This window comes from Falsiroseomonas stagni DSM 19981 (genome assembly GCF_900114315.1).
Taxonomy (GTDB): domain Bacteria; phylum Pseudomonadota; class Alphaproteobacteria; order Acetobacterales; family Acetobacteraceae; genus Falsiroseomonas; species Falsiroseomonas stagni.
Genome location: NZ_FOSQ01000008.1, coordinates 188,088 through 210,310, shown reverse-complemented (window position 1 = coordinate 210,310; position 22,223 = coordinate 188,088). Strand labels below are relative to the sequence as shown.

Below are 22,223 nucleotides of genomic sequence, written 5' to 3'. Positions count from 1 at the left end.
CCCTGTGTTTGTCACGCGTCGACGGGCATCCGCGCCTCGGCTTCCCCATGCTCTTCCAGCAGCGCCAGCAGCCGCCGCCGCATCTCGATGCCCGGCTTGTCGGAGGGCATGTGCAGTTCCTCCGACATGGTCAGCGGCACGTCCCAGGTCGTACTTTCCAGCACGTGCTTGTCCTCGATCGTCACGGCGCGGTCGAAGGCGATGACCTTCGCGGCGGGTGATTCGGCTTCGGTGTCGTTGCGATAGACCCATTGGCAGATCTGGCTGCGGCGGTCGTCGATGGGCGTCGCGGCGGTAACCAGCACATGGGTCAGCCCGGTGGGGTAGTCGATGCGGCTGGCGCGCATGAAGGGCATGAACCAGCGGCCTTCGATGATGCGGACCGTGCGGTCGCCGGCGCCCTTGATGAGGTCCTTGGAGATGCCGCGGTTCGCCACCGGCGCCTCGCCGCGCATGATGAAGCCCCAGTCGGTATGCTCGATCGCGACGGGGGCGGGGCGGGGGTCCTCCAGGATGCCGAAGGTCTCGGCATGGACGTAGCTGATATGCGCCATGTCGAAGCTGTTCTCCATCAGGCGCAGGCCGGAGACGGCCCATTCCTCATGGAACTCGTCGATCTGGCGGAAGGCGGGGTCGGCGGCTTCCTGGATTTCAGGGATGGGGTAGAGCGGGTCTTCCAGCGCCACCCAGATCCAGCCGTAGCGGGAGGCCGCGTGGTGGCCCTTGGCGCCGGATTTCAGGCCGCGCGTCGGGTCATGCGCCTGCGGCACCTTCACGCAGCGGCCATCCGCGCCGAAGGCCCAGCCGTGATAGGGGCAGCCCAACGCCGGCCCCTCCGGCGCTTGCGCGTCGATGAAGCCCAGCGAGAGTTTCGCGCCGCGATGCGGGCAGCGATCCGCGATGGCGGCGGGGGCGCCGGCCTGGGCGCGCCACAGCACGATCTCCTGCCCCAGCAGGGTGAAGGGCACGGGCTTGCCGGTGGGGAGGGAAGCGTCCGGCATCACGGGATACCAGAAGCGGCGGAGCAGCTTTTGACGGGTCGGGACCATGCGGGGGGCGAGGCAATGGGTGTGCCAGCCTGGGATGGAGGCAGAGGGCGCATATCAGCGGAGATTCTGCATAAAGACTGGGCCGGATGGCGCGGGATGGGGCGGTTGGTGGGGAAGGCGCTGCCTTCCCCACACCCCATCCGCCAGGGGGGAGACCCCCCTGGACCATCAGCAAGAACGCCGCGGTCCAGGGGCCCGCTGGACCCTGGCAGGGGGAGCAGCGCCCCCCCTGCCAGACCGGCACGCCCATTGCTTCGCCATCCCCGAAACCAACGGCCGGCAAACGGCCGCGCAGGAGAGGCGGATCATGACCACCACCCGACGCACGCTGCTGGCCGCCGCCGGCGGCCTGCTCGCCACCCCCCGGATCGCGGGCGCACAGGGCGCGCTGACCCCCATCCGCTTCTCGCTGGACTGGGCCTTCCAGGGGCCGCAGGCGCCCTACCTGCTGGCGCTGGAACGGGGCTACTACCGGGACGAAGGGCTCGCCGTCACCATCGACCGCGGCTTCGGCGCGGGCGACGTGCCGGTGAAGATCGCCTCCGGCGCCTATGAATTCGGCGTGGGCGACATCTCCGCCACCATCCGCCTGCGGCTGACCCAGCCCGGCACCGACGTGATCTGCCCCTTCGTGCTGGCACAAGGCAGCCCGCTATCGGCCATCACGCTGCGGCGCACCGGCATCCGCAATCCGAAGGACCTCGAAGGCAAGCGCGTCGCGGCGCCGGAAACCGATGGCGGCCGCCAGTTCTTCCCGGCCTTCGCGCGCGCCACCTCCATCGACACCGCGCGGATCACCTGGATCACCGTCACGCCGCAGCTGCGGGAGCCGATGCTGGCGCGGGGCGATGCCGATGCCATCACGGGGTTCGAGACGTCGGGCGTGTTCAGCCTGCTGGCACTCGGCGTGCCGCGCGCGGATATCGTGGTGATGCGCTATTCCAGCTTCGGCGTGTCGCTGCTGTCCACCGGCCTGCAGGTGCGGAAGAGCTACGCGGACGCCAATCCGCGCATCGTGACCGGCATGATCCGCGCCATCATCCGCGGCCACCTGGATGCGCTGCGCGACCCGGATGCGGCCATCGCGGCCCTGGTGCGGCGCGACGCGACGGCGCCGGTGGCGCTGGAGAAGGAACGCCTGGCGGCCAATTTCGAATTCGTGCGCACGCCGGAAGTGCTGTCCGGCGGCTTCGGCAACCTGCCGATGCCGCGCGTCCAGGCCTCCATCGAGACGATCCGTACCGCCTTCAACATCAGCGCGACGCTGGCGGCGGAGGATTTCTACATGCCGCAATTCCTGCCGCCGGCCGACCAACTGCGCTTCCCCGCCGCGGCGGGCTGACGACCTGGGGGTCGCAGCGTGCTGACGACCTGGGGGTCGCAGCGGGCTGACGACCTGGGGGTCGCAGCGGGCTGACGGTCGTCGGCCTTCGGGGCGGCCTGGCGGAGGTTCCAGGACAGGGAGGTGCCCCAGGGTGCCTCCCATTTTCGTGGTTGGAACATGGCGGAAAAAAGGCGTATACGACAATCTGTCGCCATGTTTCGCCCTACCCCGGGCCGCCTGGCATTGAGCCCCTGTCACCGAGGAGGTGCCGCCATGCTGATCGCCCTCTGCCTCCTGGCCGGTTTCACCGCCCTGGCCGGCATGTCCACCGTGGCGCTGGCGCTGGTGCCGGCCATGGGGTTTGGCGTCGCGGGCATCGCCACCGCGGCGGGGTTCGGGCTGGTGTCGCTGGGTGCGGGGCTCGGCGCCGCGATGATCGCCCTCTCCCGCGAGGGCGTGGCCTGAAGGGCTACACCGGCACCGGCATGAAGGGCTCCAGTTCAGGGTCCGCGTAGCGGATGCTGCCGTCGCCCACCAGCGGCGGGCCTGGATGGGCGCCCGTCACGACGGTCAGGCAGAGATTGGCGCCGGACAGGCCGAGGCGCTTGTCGCCGCGCACGGGCAGCGGGATTCGCGCGCCCCGGCACAGCGTCAGCAGCACCTGGTGCAGTTCCTGGCGCGACACCTCCCAGGACATGGTGGACCGGCCGCCGGCGCGGCGGCGGACGATCCGCGCCACGACATCGCCACGCGGGTCGGCGGCGAGTTCCAGGTGGAAGCTGTCCGTCGTCTGGGCCGGGGTGGGGCGGCCCTTCATCGCCTGCTCCATGACCGCGCGGAGCAACTCCTCCGGCGTGAAGAGGATGTGGCGGACCTCCTTCGGCATGGCGTGGCGCGGTTCCCGGCGGCGATGGACTGCCATCCCTAGGGCCTTCCCGCTGAAGGAAGGCTGAATGCCCCCGGCCGGCGGCCCGCCGATCAACGGGCCGGGCTGCGGGCGGGCATCAGCACCGGCAGCGCGACGGGCGCGTCCTCGATCCGGACGGGCAGGGTGCCGGCGGGATCGCCATCGGCCTGCAAGGCCACGCCGGCGCCGGCCAGGCTGATCCGGCTGGCCGGCCGGATGGACAGCCCCGGCAGCCGCGGCAGCAGGCCGAGCGGCAGCGCCAGCCCCGCCAGCACGATCGAGGCCGGGCCGGTGCCGGCGAAGAGCGCCACCTGGAAGCCCGGCGACCGGGGCCGGGCGGCCGGGGCCAGCAGGTGGCGCCCGGCATAGAGCCGCCCCTTCGTGACGATGACGCTGGTGGCGCGATGCGGCGCGCCGTCGATCACGGCCTCGATCGGGGTGAAGGGATGGCGCGCCACTTCCCGCATCGCCTGGATCACATAGGCGGTGCGGCCGAGCCGCCGCTTCAGGCCGAGGTCGAGATCCCGCACCACGGCCGCATCGAAGCCGGCACCGGCCATCTGCACGAAAAGCCGCTGGCCACCGGCCTCATCGGTGATGATGCCGGGCCAGACCAGGCGGCGCTGGCCGCCGGCCAGTACGGCGGCCGCTTCCTCCGGCGCCGATGGCAGGCCGAGTTCCCAGGCCAGCACATTGGCGGTGCCGAGCGGCAGGATGCCCAGCGTGGCCGCGCTGCCAGCGATGCCGGCCGCGACCTCCGCGATGGTGCCATCGCCGCCAGCGGCGACGATGATGCGCCGGCCGCCCGCGGCGGCATCCGCCGCGATCCGCCGCGCATCGCCAGGGGCGCGCGTTTCCGCGATGTCCGGCGGCAGGCCTTCGCGGCACAGCCAGTCGATGGCGCGCGACAGGCGCCGCCGGCGGCCGGCGCCCGCGGCCGGGTTGAAGATGACGAGCATGCGGTCTTGTCGCGCGTGGCCGTGACGATTCGCGGTCGGTGTGTTGACGGAGGCGTGACATGCGCGCGGCGCATCGTGCCATGGCGCGTCCTGCCTCGGCCTTCATGCAAGATTCACGTCGCGCGCGGTGCGGGCGCGATACAGCGCGGTCGCGCAACGGCAGGCCGATCGGCGCGTTGCGCGTGGCGCTGGCCTTGCCGGGCCGGCACGAACTGCAAGATCGCGAGGCGCTGACGCATGAATGGAACCGAGACGAAGCGGCGCTACCGGACGGTGTTCCTCTCGGACCTGCATCTCGGCACCCGCGGCTGCCGCGCGGATTTCGTGGCGCAGTTCCTGCGGTCCGTGGAGTGCGAGAGGCTCTACCTTGTCGGCGACATCGTCGATGGCTGGCGGCTGCGCAAATCCTGGTACTGGGACGCCGAGCATGACGAGGTGATCCGCCTGGTGCTGCGCATGGCGCGATCGGGGACGGAAGTGACCTACATCCCCGGCAACCATGACGAGATGTTCCGTGCCTGGATCGGCCTGGAATTCGCGGGTATCCGCCTGGCGCAGGAAGCGGTGCACCGCACGGCGGATGGGCGGCGCCTGCTGGTGATCCATGGCGATGAATTCGACAGCGTGGTGCGCTACGCCAAGTTCATCGCCCATCTCGGCGACTGGGCCTATGACGCGGCGCTGGCCGCGAATCGCTGGTTCAACGCGGCGCGCCGGCGCTTCGGCTATCCCTACTGGTCGCTGTCGCAATGGCTGAAGCGCCAGGTGAAGGGCGCGGTGGCGGCGATCGATCGCTTCGAGGTGGCGCTGGCGCAGGAAGCGCGGCGGCGCGGGCTGGATGGCGTGGTCTGCGGCCACATCCACCATGCGGAGATGCGGGAGGTGCAGGGCATCCTCTACATGAACGATGGCGACTGGGTGGAGAGCTGCACCGCGCTGGTGGAACACGCCGATGGCAGGTTCGAACTGGTGGACTGGGCGCGGGAGAACCGGCTGAGCTTCTTCCGTGGCGAGGCCACGCCCGTGCCGCAGCCCGCCTGACGGCATTGGACACGGACCGGGTCTGGGGCATGGGGGCCTTCGCGATGCCGGGCACGCCGGGGCTCGCCGTGGGGAAGCGGCGCATCCTCATCGTCTCCGACGCCTGGCTGCCGCAGGTGAATGGCGTGGTGCGCACGCTGCAGGCGGTGGTCGCGGTGCTGCGCGCCTGCGGCGACGAGGTCGCGGTGATCGGGCCGGACCGGTTCGTCACCGTGCCGATGCCGGGCTATGCCGAGATCCGCCTGGCCATCGCGCCACGGCGGCGCTTGGCGCGGCTGGTCGATGAATTCCGGCCGGACGCGCTGCACATCGCGACCGAGGGGCCGCTGGGCTGGGCGATGCGGGCGATCTGCCGCAAGCGGGGATGGCGCTTCACCTCCTCCTTCCACACCAAGTTCCCGGACTACCTCCATGCGCGCACGCGGATCCCGAAGGCGTGGTCCTGGGCGCTGATGCGCCATTTCCATCGGCCGTCATCGGGCGTCCTCTGCGCCACGCCGTCGCTGGCGGCGGAGTTGCGGGGCCGGGGCTTTGCCCCTGTCGTGCCGTGGTCGCGGGGCGTGGACCTCGACAGGTTCAACCCCGATGCGCGGGGCGAGCCCGAGCCGTGGGAGGGCCTGCCGCGGCCGATCTTCCTGGTCGCGGGGCGCGTGGCGGTGGAGAAGAACCTGGAGGCGTTCCTCGGTCTCGACCTGCCGGGCAGCAAGGTGGTGGTGGGGGATGGGCCGCAGCGCGCGGCGCTGATGCGGCGCTTCCCCGACGCGCATTTCGCGGGGTGGCGGGAGAATGGGCGCCTGGCGCGGTCCTACGCGGCGGCGGATGTCTTCGTCTTCCCCTCCCGCACCGACACCTTCGGCCTGGTGCTGCTGGAGGCGCTGGCGAGCGGCACGCCGGTCGCGGCCTATCCGGTCACGGGGCCGCTGGATGTGATCGGGGACGAGCCCGTGGGTGCGCTGGATCAGGATCTGCGCGCCGCCTGCCTGCGGGCGCTGGGGGCGGATCGCGGCGCGTGCCGGGCCCATGCGGCGGGGTTTTCCTGGGATGCCTGCGCGCAGCGGTTCCGCGACAGCCTGGTGCCGAAGGTGCAGGACCACGCCTGACGGCCGCGGTGTCAGGCAGTACCGTCGGTGCCTGGCGGCGCGGATGCGGGCGGGGCGGCCTTCGTCGCGGGTTTCGCGCCATGCGCAGTGGCCGCGACGGTCATGGCCAGGCCAAGGATGGCCGCCAGCGCCAGCGCGGTGCCCAGCGACAGCACGGGAAGGAGCGTCGCCAAGGGTCCGCTGGCCTCATGGATGGCAATGGCCCACAGGATCGAAAGCAGGTTGCCGATGGTGTAGGCGTAGAACCGGGCCAGCAGCATCTTCTGGCTGTCATCGGTTGCCGCGGTCTTCCCTGGCTGCACGTCCGGCTTGATCCATTCCGCGAAGGCCTTGAAGACGACGACGGCGGTGATGAGGTCGAGGCCCTTGGCCGACAGGGCATAGAGGTAGATCTGCCGTTCCAGGAAGCCGATGCTGCGGCCGAAGCGCGGACGCTTCAGCAAGGCTTCCCGCGATGCCTCCGTGTCGGCCTCGAGCGCCCTGATGCTCAGCAGGAAGCTGCGCTGGAAGATCGGCAGCACAGTGATGGCGAGGTTGAGCGCCGTGGCGATGGCATAGGCAGCCAGGCGCGGGGATGCGGCAGCGTCCACCATCAGAACCTCCTTGTTACTTCGCGGATGATGGTCGTTGCCAGGGCGGAGCAATGGGCGTGCCAGCGGCATGATGGCCCGCCAGGGGGGGCGATTTCGTGCCGGTTCGCTTCATGCTACCGCTGCCATGATGACGCCCTTTCGCCCCCGATCCCTGTGCGCAGGCTGATCCGGCATCCCGCCACCCAGGCGGTGCTGGCGCGGCTGGTGGGGCTGTATCTGGTGCTGGTGGTCAGGACCTCCCGCTGGGAACTGGTCGGCGCCGGGCCGGCGCTGGCGCGGATCGCGGCCGGGGAGCCGCTGGTGATCGCCTTCTGGCATGAGAGGCTGCCGATGATCCCGCCGCTTCGCGTCTTGGCCGGGCAGCTGGAGCCCGCGGCGCTGCGCGTCACGCCGCGCGTGCTGGTCAGCCAGCACCGCGATGGCCGCTTCATCGGGGATGCCGTGCGGCGCTTCGGGGTGGAGATGGTCTACGGGTCCTCCCGCCGCGGCGGGGCCATGGCGCTGGCCGGGTTGTTGCGGACGCTGAAGGGGGGCGACCCCATCCTCATCACGCCGGACGGGCCGCGGGGACCGCGGCGCCGCGCGGCGCCGGGGGTGGCGCAGCTGGCGGCGCTGTCGGGGGCCGCGGTTGTGCCGGTGGGCGCGGCATCCTCCGCCCATCGGCGGTTCGGCTCCTGGGACCGGATGATGTTCCCGCTGCCCTTCGGCCGCGGCGTGCTGGCCTGCGGGCCGTTGATCGAGGTGCCGCGGGATGGCGCGGCGGCGGCGCTGCCGATGATCGAGGCCGCGCTGGATGCGGCCTGCGCGGCGGCGGATGCGGCCTGCGGCATCCCGGCCGAGAAGGCGCGATGAGTCTCATGCCGGAGGCGTGGCGATGAGTCTCGCTGGGCGCGCCTGGGCGGTGGGGGCGCGGATGATCGCGCCCTTCCTCGCCCTGCATTTCCGCCGGCGGCTGCGCATCGGCAAGGAGATTCCCGGCCGGCTCGACGAGAGGCGGGGCGGCGGCGCGGCGCGGCGCGAGGGCCGCCTGTTCTGGCTGCACGCCGCCAGCGTGGGGGAGACGATCTCCGCCCTGCCGGTGCTGGAGGCGATGGCCGCGCGCGATGCCGGGCTGCGCTTCCTGGTCACGACCGGCACGGTGACCGGGGCGGAGATGCTGGGCCGGCGCCTGGCGCCGGAACTGGCGGCGCGTGTGGAGCATCGCTTCATGCCGCTCGACGTGCCGGGCTGGGTGGCGCGGTTCCTCGACGGCTGGCGGCCGGATGCGGCGGCCTTCGTGGAAAGCGAGCTTTGGCCGAACCTGCTGGCGGCCGCGCGGGTGCGCGGCCTGCCCATGGTCCTGGTGAATGGGCGGATGAGCGGACGTTCCTTCGCCCGCTGGCAGCGCGCGCCGTCCCTGGCGGCGGAGGCGCTGGGCGGCTTCCGCCTGGTGCTGGCGCGGTCGGAGGGGGATCGGGCGCGGCTGGCGGCGCTGGGGGCGTCGGGGGCGCTGTGCTGGGGGGACCTCAAGGCCGCGGCGGCGCCGCTCCCGGCGGATGCGGCGGCGCTGGCGCGGCTGCGGGCGCTGCTGGGCGCGCGGCCCGTGTTCCTCGCGGCCTCTACCCATCCGGGGGAGGAGGCGATGGTGGTGGCGGCGCACCAGGCGCTGCTGCCGCGATTTCCGGACCTGCTGACCGTGCTGGTGCCGCGGCACCCTGAGCGGGGTGAAGCGGTGGCCGGGCAGGCGGAGGGCCTGCTGCCGGGGGCGGTGGCGCGGCGGACCGGCGGCGGGGCGCCGGGGCCGGGGGTTTCCGTCTATGTCGCGGACACGCTGGGCGAACTCGGGCTGTTCTACCGCGTGGCGCGGGTCGCGCTGATTGGCGGCAGCCTGGTGCCGCATGGCGGGCAGAACCCGCTGGAGGCCGCGCGCCTCGGCTGCCCCATCCTGTTCGGGCCCCATACCCAGAATTTCGAGGAATCGGTGGACCGTCTGCTGGCCGCCGGGGGCGCCATCCGCGTGGCGCTGGCGGCGCCCGGGGGCGGGGCGCTGGCGGAGGCAGTCGCCGGCGTGCTATCCGATGGGTCCCGGGCGCAGGCGCTGATAACCGCCGCCTCCGGGGTTGCCGATGCGCATGCCGGGCTGCCGGGCCGGGTGGCGGAGGCGCTGGTCGATCTGCTGCCCCCGGCCTGACCTTCAGGCCGCCACGGGGCCGGGCCGGCCGGTCGAGTGCTGAATGGCCCGGGTGGGTCTCTGTCCCCCCAGGCCCCCCGTCGCGTATCGCCCGCAAGGGCACCAACAAGGGTCGAGGAACGGTTAGGCACGATGCGAGCACCCGCCTTCTGGGCGGGCGGCGGTGGCGTGATGCCCCTGCTGCTCGCCCCATTTTCGGCCCTGTACGCGCAGGCGACGGCGCGGCGCATGGCGCGGCCGGGCTGGCAGGCGCCGGTGCCGGTGATCTGCTGCGGCAATGCCACGGCGGGCGGCGCGGGCAAGACGACGGTCGCGCTCGATATCGGCCGAAGGCTGGCGGATCGCGGCGTGGCCGCGCATTTCCTGCTGCGGGGCTATGGCGGCACCACCAAGGGGCCGCTGCGCGTCGACCCCGCCACCCATGACAGCACCCTGGTGGGGGATGAGGCGCTGCTGCTGGCCGATGTGCGGCCGACCTGGGTTTCCGCCGACCGGGCGGCGGGCGCGAAGGCCGCGATCGAGGGCAATGCCCGCGCCATCGTGATGGATGACGGGCTGCAGAATCCGGGCCTCGCCAAGGACCTCTCGCTGCTGATCATCGATGGCGGCTTCGGCTTCGGCAACGGGCAGATCATCCCGGCCGGCCCGCTGCGCGAACCCGTGGCCGCGGCCGCCGCGCGCTGCCAGGCCGCCGTGCTGATCGGGGAGGATGAGACCGGCGCGCTGGCGCAGCTGCCGCCGGGCATGCGCGTCCTGCGCGCGAAGCTGGCGGCGGGGCCGGAGGCGGCGATGCTGCGCGGCCAGCCCGTCTTCGCCTTCTGCGGCATCGCCAACCCCCGCAAGTTCTTCGCGACGCTGCAGGAATCCGGCGCGGTCCTCGCGGGGCGGGAGGCCTTCGGCGACCACTACCAGTACGATGCCGGGGAGATCCAGGACCTGCTGGCGCAGGCCGACGCCGCGCGCGCCCTGCTGGTGACGACGAAGAAGGATTTCGTGCGCATCCCCGCGCAGTTCCGCAGCCGCGTGACCGTGGTGACGGTGACGCTGCAATGGGAGGAATCGGCGGAGATCGAGAGCCTGCTCGACCCGCTGGCGCAGCGGGTGCCGATCCCCGCCTGATTGCCGCTTCCGGCGGCAACGGGGCCTCGATTCGGGCCCCGGGCCCTGGCGCGCCGCTTGCATCCCACCGTCCCGCCTGAAGGACGGAGAGATCGCATGAAAGTCGGGGACGCCCCGGTATTCCGGAAATTCTGGTACGTCGCGATGCCGGTCGCGAAGCTGAAGGCGGGGCCGCAGCCCTTCAGCCTGTTCGGCGAGGACATGGTGATCTGGCAGGCGGCGGATGGCACCGTCTCCGCGCTCCGCGACGAATGCTGCCACCGCGCGGCCAAGCTCTCGCTGGGCGAGATCATCGGCGATTCGATCCGCTGCCCCTATCACGGCTGGGCCTTCGGCGCGGACGGGCACTGCACCAGCATCCCGCAGCGCCCGGGCCTGACGCCGGAGATCGCGGCGCGGGCCTTCGTGAAGAAGTACCGCGTGCAGGTCCGCTACGACTATGTGTGGGTCGCGGTGGAGGAGCCGCTGATGGACATCCCCCATCTGCCGGAATTCGGCGCGGCGGGGTTCCGCTTCATCGACTGCTTCCACGAGGAATGGGACATGTCGCTGTTCCGCCTCGCCGACAATTTCTTCGACCTCGCCCATGTCGCCTTCGTGCACCGGGAGACGCAGGGCGACATCAAGAACCCCGTCCCGCCGGCCGAGGATGTGGAGGAGACGGAGTTCGGCATCATCAGCCGATCCATCGTGCCGGTGGCCAACCGCCAGGTCGGGCAGGACTACACGGGCATCAAGGAGACGACGACGGTGCGCGACCGCACCGCGACCTGGTGGGCGCCCTGCACGCGCAAGCTGCACATCAGGTTCCCGAACGGGGTGCAGCACATCATCTTCACCGCCGGCACGCCGCTGGCCGACAAGAAGATCATCTTCACGCAGTTCTGCATCAGGAACGACACCGAGGAACAGGTGCCCGCCGCCGCCGCCATCGCGCATGACCGCAAGGTGACCTCGGAAGACCGTTTCATCCTGGAATCCACGCGCGCCGATGTCCCGATCATGCCGTGGGAGACGCCGGAAGCCGGCATGCCCGCGGACAAGGCGAACAACATGGCGCGCAAGAAGCTGCGCGAGATCGTCGAACGCTACAGCGACCCCGCCGCCGCCGCCGTTCCCTCCAAGGCCGCCTGAAGGAGATGACCAGCATGATCACGCGCCGTTCCACGCTGGTGGCCTCCCTCGGCGCCGGCCTTTCCCTGCCCGCGCTGCATGCGCGCGCGCAGATGCGCAGCACGCGCTTCACGCTGGACTGGGCCTTCTCCGGCGCCTCCGCCTTCGCCATCGCCGCGCACCGCCTCGGCTATTTCCGTGACGAGGGCATCGATGCCCGCGTGTCGCGCGGCTTCGGGTCGGGCCGCGTGCCGGTGGATATCGCCGGTGGCGCGTATGACATCGGCTTCGGCGACTTCTCCTCCATGGCGCGCTTCGCGGCGGAGAACCCGGCCATCGGCCTCATCTGCGTGATGATGACCTTCGATGGGCTGCCGCTTGTCTGCGTCTCCCGCGCCGGCGGTTCCATCCGCGAACCGAAGGACCTGGAGGGCAAGCGCCTGGCGGCGCCGGAGGGCGATGCGGGGCGGCAGATCTTCCCGGTCTTTGCGGAGGCCGCGGGCTTCGACGCCGCGAAGGTCAACTGGATCAGCGTCTCCCCGGAATTGCGGGAGCCGATGCTGGTGCGCGGCCAGGCGGATGCGATCACGGGCTTCGTCAGCTCCGCCGTCATCAGCCTGGAAGGGCTCGGCGTGGCGCGGGCGCAGCAGAACATCATGCGCTACCGCGACTACGGCGTGCCGCTCTATTCCAACGGCGTCATCACCACGCGGCGCTACGCCGAAGCCAACCCGGACATCGTCCGCGGCATCGTGCGCGGCATCAGCCGCGGCGTGCAGCTGATGGTGCGCGGCCCCGCCGCCGCGGCGGCGACGGTGAAGGACGCCGAGCCGCTGGTGGACCTGCCGCTGGAGACCGCGCGCACGCGGATCGTGGTGGATGAGATGATCATGACCGACCATGTGAAGGCGAACGGCCTGTCGGCCGTGGTCCCGGCGCGGCTGGAGGCCGGGCTCGGCATCCTGGAGAAGGTCTATCGCTTCCCCCGCCGGCCGGCGGGGTCGGAACTCTACACCGACGCCTACCTGCCGGCGCGGGCGGATCGCCTCGTGGCCTGATCGACTGTACCGGCTGGACGGTCGGATCTTGACAGACCGTCCGGCCGGTATAGCTAGGGGGCATGAATGATGCAGCCCCCGTGACCAACCCGCCGCCGGATGCGCGCACCCGCGTCCTCGACGCCGCGGAGGCCATCGTGCAGACGCGCGGCGTGCCGGCGATGACGCTGGAAGCCGTGGCGCGGGACGCCGGGGTTTCCAAGGGCGGGTTGCTGTATCACTTCGCCTCCAAGGAGGCGCTGCTGGCCGGCATGCTGGGACGGCTGGCCGAGACCATCTCCCGTGATTTCGATTCGACGTTGGCGGCGCAGCCCGAGGGGCCGGGCCGCGTCGCGCGCACCATGCTCGCCTGGGCCTTCGAGGACATGGCCTGCGAGCACCAGGACCGCGCGGCTGCGGTCTTCCTGGCGGCCTTCCACCACGACCCTGCGCTGCTCGACCCGGTTCGCGCGGTGTTCGAACGCATGCGCGCGGCGATCGCCGCCGATGGCCTGGCCCCCGGGGCGGGGCAGGCCATCATGTGCGCCACCGACGGATTGTTCATGTCACGGGTCTTCGGGATGTACGAGCTGGATGCCGCGGAACTGCGGACACTGCGCGCGGCGCTGGAGCGGCTGCTGGAGGCCGCGCCATGACCCGCCGCACGAAGCTGCTGCTGGGCGGCGTGGTGGTGGTGGCCGCGGCGGCGGCCGGGTTCCAGGCGATGCAGCCCGGCGCGGCGCCAAGCCCCGTGGTGGCGCCGGCCGCCGCCTCCGGCCCCGCGGGTGTCGGCGCGCTGGGGCGGGTGGAGCCCGCATCGCGCATCCGACGGCTCGCGCCCGGGAACAGCCAGGAAGGCGCCCGCATCGATCGCCTTCTGGTCGCGGAAGGTGATGTGGTGGTTGCCGGGCAGGTCGTGGCCGAATTCCATGATGCCGGGCTGAAGGATGCGGCGCTGGCGCAGGCGGAGGCGCAACTCGCCCAGGCGCGGGCGAAGCTGGACCGCACCCGCGCCGCGGGCCGGCCCTCCGAGATCGCGGCGCAGCGCGCGCGGATCGAGGCGCTGACCAGCGCCGAGGCCTCCGCCCGGCGGGATGCGGAACGCGCGGAGCGGCTGGAGCGTACGGGCGCGGGGGCGGAAGCGACGGCGGAACGCGCGCGCTTCGCCGCCAACCGCAGCCGGGCCGAGCGCGCGGAGGCGCAGGCCGCGCTGGAGACGCTGCTGAGCCCCCGGCCCGAGGATCTGGCGCTGGCGGAGGCGGAATTCGCGGCGGCCGAGGCGGCCGTGACGCGCGCCCGGGCGGAAGCCGCCATGGCACGGCTGCGCGCGCCCATAGGCGGCACGGTGCTGCGCGTGATTGCCCGCGCCGGCGAACGCGTGCCGACGGATGGGGTGCTGGAGATGGCGGACCTTTCCGCGATCGACGTGGTCGCCGATGTGTTCGAGACGGACCTCGCGCGGCTTCGCCCCGGCGCCCCGGCCGAGATCATCGTGCCGGGCGAGAGCCGGCGCTTCGCGGCGGTGGTGCGGGAGATCGGCTGGCAGGTGCGGCGCACGACGCAGGCGGGCACGGACCCCGTCGCGGCGGTGGATGCGCGCACGGTGGAGGTGCGCCTCGCGCTGGGCGCCGATGGCGTGGCGGCGCTGGCGCGGCGGTCCAACATGCAGGTGCAGGTGGCGATACGGCCGTGAACGACCAGCTGCCCCCCCTGCTGCCCTGGGCGCCGGAGCTCGCGACGCCCACGGGCGCGCCGCCTGCTGCCGCGCCGCGCCGGGCGCCGGGTTTCGCGGCCGCCACGCTGCTGGCGCTGCGCCTCGCCTGGCGGCAGTTGCGGAGCGAGAAGGCGCGCTTCGCCTCCGCCATCGCGGGCGTGATGTTCGCCTGCGTGCTGGTCTTCATGCAGCTGGGCTTCCGCGCCGCGCTGTTCGACAGCGCCACCGCGCTGATCGGCGCCATGCGGGGCGACCTGTTCCTGATCCACCCGCTGACGACGGCAAGCTTCAAGCCGGAACCGCTGCCGCGGGGCCGGGCCTACCAGGTGCTGGCCCTGCCGGAGGTGGAGCGCGCGGTGCCGGTCTACCTGGCGCAGGCGACCTGGCGGAACCCGGAGAACGGCACGCGCCGCGCGATCCAGCTGATCGGCGTGGATACCGATGCGGGGGTGCTGGACTTCCCCGGCCTGGCGCCGCTGGTGGAGCAGCTGAAGCGCGCCGACACCGTGGCCTTCGACAGCCGGTCCCGCCCCGAATTCGGCGCCGTGCCGCGGCTGCTGGCGGAACGCGGGCCCTTCGCGGTGGAGGTCGGCAACCGGCAGGTGGATGTCGTGGGGCTGATCGAGATCGGGCCGAGCTTCGGCGCGGATGGCAACCTCGTGCTGTCCGACGTGAACTTTCGACGGGTCGTGAAGGAACGCCAGGTCGCGGCCATCGACCTTGTCGCCATCAAGCTGCGGCCCGATTCCGATGTGCTCGCCGTGCAGCGGCAATTGAGGGACATCCTGCCGGCGGATGCGATGGTGATGACGCAGGCCGAGTTGAACGCGCATGAGCGGAAATACTGGGAGGAGGCGACGCCGATCGGCTTCATCTTCGCCTTCGGCAGCCTGATGGGATTGGTCGTCGGGATGGTGATCGTCTACCAGATCCTGTTCAGCGACATCGCCGGTCACCTCAAGGAATATGCGACGCTGAAGGCGATGGGGTATTCGAATTTCTACCTCGGCCGTGTGGTCCTGGGGGCGTCGCTGATCCTGGCGATCGGCGGCTTCATCCCGGGCTTTCTCCTCTCCGCCTTCCTGTATGACGTGGTGGGGGCCGCGACCTTCCTGCCGCTGGCGATGGATGTGTCGCGCGCGACATCGGTGTTCCTGATGATCTTCACCATGTGCGCGGTGGCGGGGCTGCTGGCGATGCGCAAGCTGCGGGATGCCAACCCCGCGGACATGTTCTGATGGAGATGCTGCGTTCGCCCATCCCCGTGGATCTGCGCGGGCTGAACTACGCCTATGGCGAGGGCGAGTTGAAGCGGCTCGTGCTGCGGGACGTGACGCTCGCGGTTCAGCCCGGGGAGATCGTGCTGCTGACGGGGCCTTCGGGCAGCGGCAAGACCACGCTGCTGACGCTGATCGGCGCGCTGCGCGCCATGCAGGAGGGCAGCGCGCAGGTGCTGGGGGAGGAGTTGCGCGGCGCGAGCGAGGGCACGCGCGTGAAGCTGCGCCGCCGCATCGGCTTCATCTTCCAGAACCACAACCTGCTGGGCTTCCTGACGGCGCGGCAGAACGTGGCGATGGCGCTGGAGCAGGATGGCGCGCTGGCGGAGGGGGCGCGGCTGAAGCGCGCGGCGGAATTGCTGGCTGCGGTCGGGCTGGCGGACCATGTGGACAAGCTGCCGTCGCAGCTTTCCGGCGGGCAGCGGCAGCGCGTTTCCGTCGCCCGCGCGCTGGCGGCCGATCCCGGCCTGGTGCTGGCGGATGAACCCACCGCGGCGCTCGACAAGGCCAGCGGGCAGGAGGTGGTGAAGCTGCTGCGCAACCTCGCGAAGTCCCGCGGCGTGCCGATCCTGCTGGTGACGCATGATCCCCGCATCCTCGACATCGCGGACCGGATCGTGTCCATGGAGGATGGCCGCATCGTCGATGCCGGCAAGGAAAAGGCAGCCTGAGATGCAGCAATTCGTCTGGAACGCCGCGCCCGGCCGCGTGGTCTTCGGCGCCGGATCGCTGGGCGGCCTGGCGGAGGAGGTGGCGCGGATCGGCGCGCGGCGGGCGGTGGTGCTGGTGACGCCGACCCAGGCGCGGCGTGGCGCGGCGATCCTGGCTTCGCTCGGCGATCGCTGCGCGGGGGTCATCGCCACGGCGGCGATGCACACGCCCGTCGAGGTGACGGAGGCCGCGCTGGCGGAACTGCGCGCGATGGAGGGCGATTGCCTGGTGGCGATGGGCGGCGGGTCCGCCATCGGCCTCGGCAAGGCGCTGGCGCTGCGCACGGACCTGCCGCAGATCGCCGTGCCGACGACCTATGCGGGGTCGGAGATGACGATGCTGCTCGGCCAGACGGAGAGGGGCGAGAAGCACACGGTGCGCAGCGCGAAGGTGCTGCCGGAGGTCGTCGTCTACGACGTCGACCTCACGCTTTCCATGCCGCCGGCGCTGACGGCGACATCGGGGCTGAACGCGATGGCCCATGCGGTGGAGGCGCTTTATGCCGTCGACGCCAATCCCGTGACGTCGCTGATGGCGGAGGAATCGCTGCGGCTGCTGGCGCGCGCGCTGCCGCGCTGCGTGGCCGGCGATGCCGCGGCGCGGAGCGATGCGTTGCAGGGCGCCTTCCTGGCGGGGGTGTGCCTGGGTGCCGTGTCCATCGCGCTGCACCACAAGATCTGCCATGTGCTGGGCGGCAGCTTCGGCCTGCCCCATGCGGAGACCCATTCGGTGATGCTGCCGCATGCCACGGGCTTCAATGCGCCGGCGGCGCCCGATGCGATGGCGCGGGTGGCGCAGGCGATCGGGGCGGCGGATGCGGCGCAGGGCCTGTGGGACCTGGCATCGCGCATCGGCGCGCCCATGAGCCTGGCCGCGCTGGGGTTACACGAGTCCGACCTGGACCGCGCGGCGGCGATCGCGGTCGCGAGCCCCTATCCGAACCCGCGGCCGCTGACGCAGGCGGGCATCCGCGCCCTGCTGGGCGATGCCTTCGCGGGGCGCCCGCCCTCACGATAGATCATTGACTCCCTGTATCCGGCGGCGGGACGATCCCCCCGTTGTCCAACAGGGAGAATCAATCATGTCATGGTTCCGGGGCCTCGCGGCCGCGGCGGTTGCCGCATACGCTGCCATCATCACGCCCGCCGTGGCGGGGCCGACGCTTGATGCCGTCCGTGCGCGGGGGACGCTGGTCTGCGGCATCCATACCGGCGTTGCCGGCTTCGCGCTGCCGGACAGCCGCGGCGTCTGGCAGGGCATGGATGCGGATCTCTGCCGCGGCCTGGCGGTGGCGATCTTCAACGACGCCAGCAAGGTGCGCTTCGTCGGGCTGTCCTCCTCCACGCGCTTCACGGCGCTGGGGTCGGGCGAGATCGATGTGCTGTTCCGCACCTCCACCCAGACCATGCTGCGGGACACCACGCTCGGCCTGCGCCATGCCGTGACGTATTTCTATGACGGGCACGGCTTCATGGTGCGCAACACGCTCGGCGTGTCGCGCGTCGCGGAGTTGAACGGCGCGACGATCTGCCTGATCCAGGGCACGACGAACGAACAGGTGACGGCGGACTATTTCCGCAGCATCAACGTGCCCTTCCGCCCGGTGGTGTTCGAACGCACCGACCAGGCCTCGGAAGCCTTGCAGGCGGGCCGTTGCGACGCCTTCGGCACGGATGCCTCGCAGCTCGCGGGCGTGCGGTCCTCCATGCCGCGGCCGGCGGACTGGACCATCCTGACGGAACGTTTCAGCAAGGAACCCTATGGCGCCTATCTGCGCCGCGGCGACGAGGAATGGTTCGACCTGGTGCGCTGGTACACCTACGCCGTGATCGAGGCGGAGGAGCAGGGCATCACCCGCGCGAATGCGGAGGAGCAGCGCCGCACCAGCGTGAACCCGAATACGCGCCGCCTGCTGGGCGTGACGCCGGAACTCGGCCAATCCCTGAAGATCGATCCCGCCTGGGCCTATAACGTCGTGCGCGCGATCGGGAATTACGGGGAGCTGTATGACCGCCATTTCGGCCCGCAGACGCCGGTGAACCTGCCGAGGGGGCCGAACAACCTCTGGACCAATGGCGGGCTCGTTTACGCGCTGCCGCTGCGGTAGCGCCGGGTTGGCCGCAGGGGGAGCGCCGCTCCCCCTGCACCCCCTCGCCAGGGTCCAGCGGGACCCTGGACCGCGAGGTTTTCAGTCACGCTTCCTTGTAGCGGTAGCCGAGGCCGTAGAGGGTCTCGATCATCGAGAAGTCGGGGTCCACGGCGCGGAACTTCTTGCGGACGCGCTTGACGTGGCTGTCGATGGTGCGGTCGTCGACATAGATATTCTCGCCATAGGCGCCATCGATCAACTGGTCGCGATTCTTCACCATGCCGGGGCGGACGGCCAGCGCCTTGACCAGCAGGAATTCCGTGACCGTCAGCTGCACCTGGCCGCCCTTCCAGAGGCAGGTGTGCTTGGTTTCGTCCAGCACCAGGTCGCCGCGGGCGATGATGCCGCCGGCCGGCGTGCCGCTGCCTTCCGCGCGCCCGGCCTCGTTCCGGCGCAGCAGCGCGCGGATGCGTTCCAGCAGCAGGCGCTGGCTGAAGGGCTTGGTGATGTAGTCGTCGGCGCCGAGCCTGAGGCCCATCAGCTCATCCAGCTCGTCATCCTTGCTGGTCAGGAAGATGACCGGCATGGCGCTGCGCTGGCGGAGGCGCTGCAACAGCTCCATCCCATCCATGCGCGGCATCTTGATGTCGAGCACCGCGAGATCGACGGGACGGGCCATCAGGCCCTGCAGGGCGCTTTCGCCATCCGTATAGGTGCGGACGGTGAAACCCTCCTGCTCCAGCGTCATGGAGACGCTGGTCAGGATGTTGCGGTCGTCGTCCACCAGGGCGATGGTGTGCGGCACGGGTCAGGCTCCTCGGGCGCGGCAGTTGCGCGATGGGGGGATTGTGGCGGCCAATTGTGGCAAAGGCGGGTCAGGCTTCGATGGGGACGGACAGCTTCGGATTCGAGGCACGGAAACTGGTGCGGGCGGCGGCGTCCGCCACCCTGAGCACGGTGACGGAGGGCCAGCCCTTTGCGGCGCTGGCCACGCCGGCGGCGGCGCCCGACCTCTCCATCCTCATGCTGCTCTCGTCGCTGTCGGAGCATACGCGGCATCTGCGGCAGGAAGGGCGCTGCGCGCTGCTCTACACGGGCGCGCCGGAAAGCGTGAACCCGCAGACCGCGCCGCGGGTCACCCTGACCGGGATGGCGGAGCCGGTGCCGGAGGCGGAGGTGCCCGCACTGAAGGCGCGCTGGCTGGCGCGCCACCCCTATGCCGCGCTCTACGCGGATTTCGGGGACTTTTCCCTGTGGCGGCTGCGGCCGCAGGCGGCGCTGCTGGTGGGCGGCTTCGCGCGCGCGACGCGGTTGAAGCGGGCCGACCTGTTGCCGGACCCGGCGGCGGTCGAGGCGCTTGCGGCGGCCGAATCGGAGATCATCGGCCATGTGAACGCCGACCACGCCGATGCCCTGGCGGCGATGGCGGAGGGGCTGCACGGCCAGGCGCCGGGCCAGGATTGGCGCCTGGTGGCGGTGGACCTGGATGGCTGCGACCTGGCCTGCGGGGACACGGTGCTGCGCCACCCCTGGGCGGCGCCGGTGGCGGATGCGGATGGCGTCCGGGCGGGGCTGATCAAGGCTGCGCGATCGGGGCGGGCGGCGGCGTCTCAACCTGCGCGAGACTTGTAAACAGAAGGCGCAACAAGTAACCGGATGGTTATCTTGATTATGGCAGCTTACCCGCCCTAATCTTGCCGCGCTCAGCGCCGAAAAAGGCGCCCGCGACGATGGCCGCGCCACTCCGGCGGCCGCCCCTCTGGAGGTTCCTGATGACGTCCACCGCAACCGCCCGGCCTGGTTCCGCTTTGGCCGGGACCGGCGTAGCCGGCTCGGCCACCGTTCACGCCAATCTGACCGCGGCCGGGCTCTACGCCCATGCGCTGCGCCGGGGCGAGGGGCGGCTTTCGGCGGATGGCGCCTTCATGGCCATCACCGGCCAGCACACCGGCCGTTCCGTGCAGGACAAGTTCGTCGTCGACGACCCGGAGGTGCATGACGCGATCTGGTGGGGCAAGATCAACCAGCCCCTGCCCGTCGCGAAGTTCGAGGGCTTCTCCGCCAAGGTGCGCAGCTGGCTCGGCGCCCGCGGCGAACTCTTCACGCAGGACCTGTTTGCCGGTGCCGATACCGGCCACCGCATCAAGGTGCGGCTGGTGACCACCAATGCCTGGCACGCGCTCTTCGCCCGCAACATGTTCATCCGCCCGACGGCGGAGGAGCTGAAGACCTTCGAGCCCGACTTCTTCATCCTCCACGCGCCTGAGTATGAGGCGAGCCCGGCCGAGGATGGCTGCCGCACCTCGACCTTGATCGCGCTGTCCTTCGCCAAGCGCACCATCTGCATCGCGGGCACGAGCTATGCCGGCGAGATCAAGAAGTCGATCTTCACCGTCATGAACTGGCTGCTGCCGGAGCGTGGCGTGCTGCCGATGCACTGCTCCGCCAACCTCGGCAAGGGCGGCGACACCGCGCTGTTCTTCGGCCTGTCCGGCACGGGCAAGACGACGCTGTCCTCCGACCCCGAGCGCAGCCTGATCGGCGATGACGAGCATGGCTGGTCGGACACCGGCGTCTTCAACTTCGAAGGCGGCTGCTACGCCAAGGTCATCAAGCTGTCGAAGGAAGCCGAGCCGCAGATCTGGGACGCGTCCCACCGCTTCGGCGCGGTGCTGGAGAACGTCCACGGCGATGAGCACGGCGTCCTCGACCTGGACGACAACCGCTACACCGAGAACACGCGGTCCTGCTACCCGATCGAGTTCATCCCGAACATCGTGACGGGCGGCCAGGCGGGCAAGCCGAAGAATGTGGTGATGCTGACGGCGGATGCCTTCGGCGTGCTGCCGCCGATCGCCAAGCTCTCCGCCGCGCAGGCGATGTACCACTTCATGTCCGGCTACACCGCGCGCGTCGCCGGCACGGAAAAGGGCCTGGGCAAGGAACCGCAGGCGACCTTCTCCACCTGCTTCGGCGCCCCCTTCCTGCCGCGCCACCCTGAGGTGTACGGCCGCATGCTGGCCGAGCGCATCGCCAAGGACGGCGCCGATGTGTGGCTGGTCAACACCGGCTGGACCGGCGGCGCCTATGGCACGGGCAAGCGGATGAGCATCCAGCACACCCGCGCCCTGCTGCGCGCGGCGCTGGATGGGTCGCTGGCCAAGGTCGAGTTCGTGCGTGACCCCTTCTTCGGCCTGATGATCCCGAAGGCGGTGCCGGGCATCCCCGACAATGTGCTGAACCCCCGCGACAGCTGGGCCGACAAGGCCGCCTATGACAAGCAGGCGAAGCACCTGGTCGGGCTGTTCGAGAAGAACTTCGAGACCTTCGCCGGCGCGGTCGGGGATGACGTGAAGGCGGCGGCGATCAAGGCCGCGGCGTAAGCCTTACCGCCTGGACCATGCAGGGCGCGTCCCCACCTACGGGGCGCGCCCTTTTTCATGTCCGGACCCCGACCATGCCCCTCGACGAGACGACACCCCGCCGGCAACCCCAGCGCCCCGAACCCGCGCGCAACGTGCTGGGCGGCACGCTGCTGCCTTGCTCCGTCGCGCCGCTGACCGGCTTCCTCCGCGACGGCTGCTGCAATACCGGGCCGCAGGATCTGGGCCTGCATGTGGTCTGCGCGGAGGTCACCGAGGAATTCCTCGCCTTCAGCCAATCCCGCGGCAACGACCTCTCCACCCCCCGCCCCGAATACGGCTTTGCCGGCCTGCAACCCGGCGACTGCTGGTGCCTCTGCGCCAGCCGCTGGGAAGAAGCCCGCCTGGCCGGCCAGGCGCCACCCGTCCTGCTCGAAGCCACCCACGAAGCCGCCCTCAGCGTCATCCGCCGTGAGCACCTGCTGGAGCATGGGGTGTAGCGCGGGTGGTTCCTGGAGAGGGGCCGCCGGCCCCTCTCCAGACCTCACCCCGCCAGGGGCCAGCGGGCCCCTGGACCCCAGGCGTTGCATCGATGGGTGATGGGAGGGGCAGGGAGCGACCGCGGGGCAGGAACGGGCGCCGTGCCCCTCCCATCACC

Annotated in this window: 23 protein-coding genes; 18 read left to right on the top strand and 5 right to left on the bottom strand. The window is 71.2% G+C overall.

What is annotated here, in order from left to right; translation table 11 throughout:
* Nucleotides 1-11 precede the first annotated feature (11 nt).
* The gene (locus BM041_RS19865) at nucleotides 12-1,049 is read right to left on the bottom strand and encodes an aromatic ring-hydroxylating oxygenase subunit alpha (RefSeq protein WP_092961633.1); all 1,038 of its coding nucleotides are present in this window, start codon (nucleotides 1,047-1,049) and stop codon (nucleotides 12-14) included.
* A 307-nt stretch (nucleotides 1,050-1,356) separates the two neighbouring features.
* On the opposite strand from BM041_RS19865, the gene BM041_RS19860 reads away from it, so the two are divergent.
* A complete protein-coding gene (locus tag BM041_RS19860) occupies nucleotides 1,357-2,391 on the top strand; it encodes an ABC transporter substrate-binding protein (RefSeq protein WP_175534046.1) in 1,035 nt (344 codons plus the stop codon).
* A gap of 255 nt (nucleotides 2,392-2,646) precedes the next feature.
* Complete coding sequence (locus tag BM041_RS19855) at nucleotides 2,647-2,838, top strand: hypothetical protein (RefSeq protein ID WP_092961631.1); 192 nt, start codon at nucleotides 2,647-2,649, stop codon at nucleotides 2,836-2,838.
* Nucleotides 2,839-2,842: 4 nt separating this feature from the next.
* Here the strand turns inward: BM041_RS19855 and BM041_RS19850 are convergent, their stop codons facing one another.
* Nucleotides 2,843-3,295: a hypothetical protein gene (locus BM041_RS19850; RefSeq protein ID WP_092961630.1), complete on the bottom strand. Its 453-nt coding sequence runs from the start codon at nucleotides 3,293-3,295 to the stop codon at nucleotides 2,843-2,845.
* Between the two features lie 56 nt (nucleotides 3,296-3,351).
* A complete protein-coding gene (locus tag BM041_RS19845) occupies nucleotides 3,352-4,239 on the bottom strand; it encodes a diacylglycerol/lipid kinase family protein (RefSeq protein WP_092961629.1) in 888 nt (295 codons plus the stop codon).
* Between the two features lie 237 nt (nucleotides 4,240-4,476).
* Between BM041_RS19845 and BM041_RS19840 the strand changes: the two genes are divergently transcribed.
* Together BM041_RS19840 and BM041_RS19835 are read left to right on the top strand one after the other, a co-directional pair.
* The gene (locus BM041_RS19840) at nucleotides 4,477-5,280 is read left to right on the top strand and encodes a UDP-2,3-diacylglucosamine diphosphatase (protein ID WP_092961628.1); all 804 of its coding nucleotides are present in this window, start codon (nucleotides 4,477-4,479) and stop codon (nucleotides 5,278-5,280) included.
* Nucleotides 5,281-5,309: 29 nt separating this feature from the next.
* Nucleotides 5,310-6,380 carry a glycosyltransferase family 4 protein gene (locus BM041_RS19835; protein WP_245762175.1) on the top strand — a complete coding sequence of 357 codons (1,071 nt, stop codon included), beginning with the start codon at nucleotides 5,310-5,312 and terminating at the stop codon, nucleotides 6,378-6,380.
* A gap of 11 nt (nucleotides 6,381-6,391) precedes the next feature.
* On the opposite strand, the gene BM041_RS30705 is transcribed toward BM041_RS19835, so the two are convergent.
* Nucleotides 6,392-6,973 carry a hypothetical protein gene (locus BM041_RS30705; RefSeq protein WP_175534045.1) on the bottom strand — a complete coding sequence of 194 codons (582 nt, stop codon included), beginning with the start codon at nucleotides 6,971-6,973 and terminating at the stop codon, nucleotides 6,392-6,394.
* A 153-nt stretch (nucleotides 6,974-7,126) separates the two neighbouring features.
* Here BM041_RS30705 and BM041_RS30700 point away from each other — a divergent pair, with 153 nt between their 5' ends.
* From BM041_RS30700 to BM041_RS19780, 11 genes are all read left to right on the top strand, one after another.
* Nucleotides 7,127-7,825, top strand: a complete 699-nt coding sequence (locus tag BM041_RS30700) for a lysophospholipid acyltransferase family protein (RefSeq protein WP_175534044.1) — start codon at nucleotides 7,127-7,129, stop codon at nucleotides 7,823-7,825.
* 22 nt (nucleotides 7,826-7,847) lie between these two features.
* On the top strand, nucleotides 7,848-9,143 hold the full coding sequence (locus BM041_RS31890) for a 3-deoxy-D-manno-octulosonic acid transferase (protein WP_092961626.1): 1,296 nt from the start codon (nucleotides 7,848-7,850) through the stop codon (nucleotides 9,141-9,143).
* Between the two features lie 132 nt (nucleotides 9,144-9,275).
* Nucleotides 9,276-10,262: a tetraacyldisaccharide 4'-kinase gene (gene lpxK / locus BM041_RS19820; RefSeq protein ID WP_092961625.1), complete on the top strand. Its 987-nt coding sequence runs from the start codon at nucleotides 9,276-9,278 to the stop codon at nucleotides 10,260-10,262.
* 96 nt (nucleotides 10,263-10,358) lie between these two features.
* Entirely contained in the window at nucleotides 10,359-11,396 is a 1,038-nt protein-coding gene (locus tag BM041_RS19815) for an aromatic ring-hydroxylating oxygenase subunit alpha (RefSeq protein WP_092961624.1), read from the top strand.
* A 14-nt stretch (nucleotides 11,397-11,410) separates the two neighbouring features.
* A complete protein-coding gene (locus tag BM041_RS19810; RefSeq protein WP_175534043.1) occupies nucleotides 11,411-12,433 on the top strand; it encodes an ABC transporter substrate-binding protein in 1,023 nt (340 codons plus the stop codon).
* A 62-nt stretch (nucleotides 12,434-12,495) separates the two neighbouring features.
* A complete protein-coding gene (locus BM041_RS19805; RefSeq protein ID WP_092961622.1) occupies nucleotides 12,496-13,068 on the top strand; it encodes a TetR/AcrR family transcriptional regulator in 573 nt (190 codons plus the stop codon).
* Nucleotides 13,065-14,105, top strand: a complete 1,041-nt coding sequence (locus BM041_RS19800) for an efflux RND transporter periplasmic adaptor subunit (protein ID WP_092961621.1) — start codon at nucleotides 13,065-13,067, stop codon at nucleotides 14,103-14,105. Before BM041_RS19805 ends, BM041_RS19800 begins: the two co-directional genes overlap by 4 nt.
* A complete protein-coding gene (gene devC / locus BM041_RS19795) occupies nucleotides 14,102-15,364 on the top strand; it encodes an ABC transporter permease DevC (protein WP_245762174.1) in 1,263 nt (420 codons plus the stop codon). The genes BM041_RS19800 and devC overlap by 4 nt, the downstream gene beginning before the upstream one ends.
* Entirely contained in the window at nucleotides 15,364-16,074 is a 711-nt protein-coding gene (locus tag BM041_RS19790) for an ATP-binding cassette domain-containing protein (RefSeq protein WP_217648777.1), read from the top strand. Before devC ends, BM041_RS19790 begins: the two co-directional genes overlap by 1 nt.
* Nucleotide 16,075: 1 nt before the next feature.
* On the top strand, nucleotides 16,076-17,131 hold the full coding sequence (locus tag BM041_RS19785; protein ID WP_092961620.1) for a maleylacetate reductase: 1,056 nt from the start codon (nucleotides 16,076-16,078) through the stop codon (nucleotides 17,129-17,131).
* Nucleotides 17,132-17,195: 64 nt separating this feature from the next.
* Complete coding sequence (locus BM041_RS19780) at nucleotides 17,196-18,221, top strand: amino acid ABC transporter substrate-binding protein (RefSeq protein ID WP_092961619.1); 1,026 nt, start codon at nucleotides 17,196-17,198, stop codon at nucleotides 18,219-18,221.
* A gap of 85 nt (nucleotides 18,222-18,306) precedes the next feature.
* Here the strand turns inward: BM041_RS19780 and BM041_RS19775 are convergent, their stop codons facing one another.
* Nucleotides 18,307-18,951, bottom strand: coding sequence for a response regulator (locus tag BM041_RS19775; RefSeq protein WP_235951961.1), 645 nt, complete (start codon nucleotides 18,949-18,951; stop codon nucleotides 18,307-18,309).
* Between the two features lie 137 nt (nucleotides 18,952-19,088).
* On the opposite strand from BM041_RS19775, the gene BM041_RS19770 reads away from it, so the two are divergent.
* The 3 genes from BM041_RS19770 to BM041_RS19760 all read left to right on the top strand — a co-directional run bounded on the left by BM041_RS19770 (nucleotide 19,089) and on the right by BM041_RS19760 (nucleotide 22,065).
* Nucleotides 19,089-19,835 (top strand): HugZ family pyridoxamine 5'-phosphate oxidase, encoded by a 747-nt coding sequence (locus BM041_RS19770; RefSeq protein WP_092961617.1) that lies wholly within the window; start codon nucleotides 19,089-19,091, stop codon nucleotides 19,833-19,835.
* Nucleotides 19,836-19,975: 140 nt separating this feature from the next.
* Nucleotides 19,976-21,586: a phosphoenolpyruvate carboxykinase gene (locus BM041_RS19765; protein ID WP_092961616.1), complete on the top strand. Its 1,611-nt coding sequence runs from the start codon at nucleotides 19,976-19,978 to the stop codon at nucleotides 21,584-21,586.
* A 74-nt stretch (nucleotides 21,587-21,660) separates the two neighbouring features.
* Nucleotides 21,661-22,065: a DUF2237 family protein gene (locus BM041_RS19760; protein ID WP_092961615.1), complete on the top strand. Its 405-nt coding sequence runs from the start codon at nucleotides 21,661-21,663 to the stop codon at nucleotides 22,063-22,065.
* Nucleotides 22,066-22,223: the final 158 nt, after the last annotated feature.

Bases quoted from the DNA above. Each gene is read 5' to 3' on its own strand.
- BM041_RS19865 (WP_092961633.1), bottom strand. From the start codon at position 1,049: ATGGTCCCGACCCGTCAAAAGCTGCTCCGCCGCTTCTGGTATCCCGTG.
- BM041_RS19860 (WP_175534046.1), top strand. From the start codon at position 1,357: ATGACCACCACCCGACGCACGCTGCTGGCCGCCGCCGGCGGCCTGCTC.
- BM041_RS19855 (WP_092961631.1), top strand. From the start codon at position 2,647: ATGCTGATCGCCCTCTGCCTCCTGGCCGGTTTCACCGCCCTGGCCGGC.
- BM041_RS19850 (WP_092961630.1), bottom strand. From the start codon at position 3,295: ATGGCAGTCCATCGCCGCCGGGAACCGCGCCACGCCATGCCGAAGGAG.
- BM041_RS19845 (WP_092961629.1), bottom strand. From the start codon at position 4,239: ATGCTCGTCATCTTCAACCCGGCCGCGGGCGCCGGCCGCCGGCGGCGC.
- BM041_RS19840 (WP_092961628.1), top strand. From the start codon at position 4,477: ATGAATGGAACCGAGACGAAGCGGCGCTACCGGACGGTGTTCCTCTCG.
- BM041_RS19835 (WP_245762175.1), top strand. From the start codon at position 5,310: ATGGGGGCCTTCGCGATGCCGGGCACGCCGGGGCTCGCCGTGGGGAAG.
- BM041_RS30705 (WP_175534045.1), bottom strand. From the start codon at position 6,973: ATGGTGGACGCTGCCGCATCCCCGCGCCTGGCTGCCTATGCCATCGCC.
- BM041_RS31890 (WP_092961626.1), top strand. From the start codon at position 7,848: ATGAGTCTCGCTGGGCGCGCCTGGGCGGTGGGGGCGCGGATGATCGCG.
- lpxK (WP_092961625.1), top strand. From the start codon at position 9,276: ATGCGAGCACCCGCCTTCTGGGCGGGCGGCGGTGGCGTGATGCCCCTG.
- BM041_RS19815 (WP_092961624.1), top strand. From the start codon at position 10,359: ATGAAAGTCGGGGACGCCCCGGTATTCCGGAAATTCTGGTACGTCGCG.
- BM041_RS19810 (WP_175534043.1), top strand. From the start codon at position 11,411: ATGATCACGCGCCGTTCCACGCTGGTGGCCTCCCTCGGCGCCGGCCTT.
- BM041_RS19805 (WP_092961622.1), top strand. From the start codon at position 12,496: ATGAATGATGCAGCCCCCGTGACCAACCCGCCGCCGGATGCGCGCACC.
- BM041_RS19800 (WP_092961621.1), top strand. From the start codon at position 13,065: ATGACCCGCCGCACGAAGCTGCTGCTGGGCGGCGTGGTGGTGGTGGCC.
- BM041_RS19790 (WP_217648777.1), top strand. From the start codon at position 15,364: ATGGAGATGCTGCGTTCGCCCATCCCCGTGGATCTGCGCGGGCTGAAC.
- BM041_RS19785 (WP_092961620.1), top strand. From the start codon at position 16,076: ATGCAGCAATTCGTCTGGAACGCCGCGCCCGGCCGCGTGGTCTTCGGC.
- BM041_RS19780 (WP_092961619.1), top strand. From the start codon at position 17,196: ATGTCATGGTTCCGGGGCCTCGCGGCCGCGGCGGTTGCCGCATACGCT.
- BM041_RS19775 (WP_235951961.1), bottom strand. From the start codon at position 18,951: ATGACGCTGGAGCAGGAGGGTTTCACCGTCCGCACCTATACGGATGGC.
- BM041_RS19770 (WP_092961617.1), top strand. From the start codon at position 19,089: ATGGGGACGGACAGCTTCGGATTCGAGGCACGGAAACTGGTGCGGGCG.
- BM041_RS19765 (WP_092961616.1), top strand. From the start codon at position 19,976: ATGACGTCCACCGCAACCGCCCGGCCTGGTTCCGCTTTGGCCGGGACC.
- BM041_RS19760 (WP_092961615.1), top strand. From the start codon at position 21,661: ATGCCCCTCGACGAGACGACACCCCGCCGGCAACCCCAGCGCCCCGAA.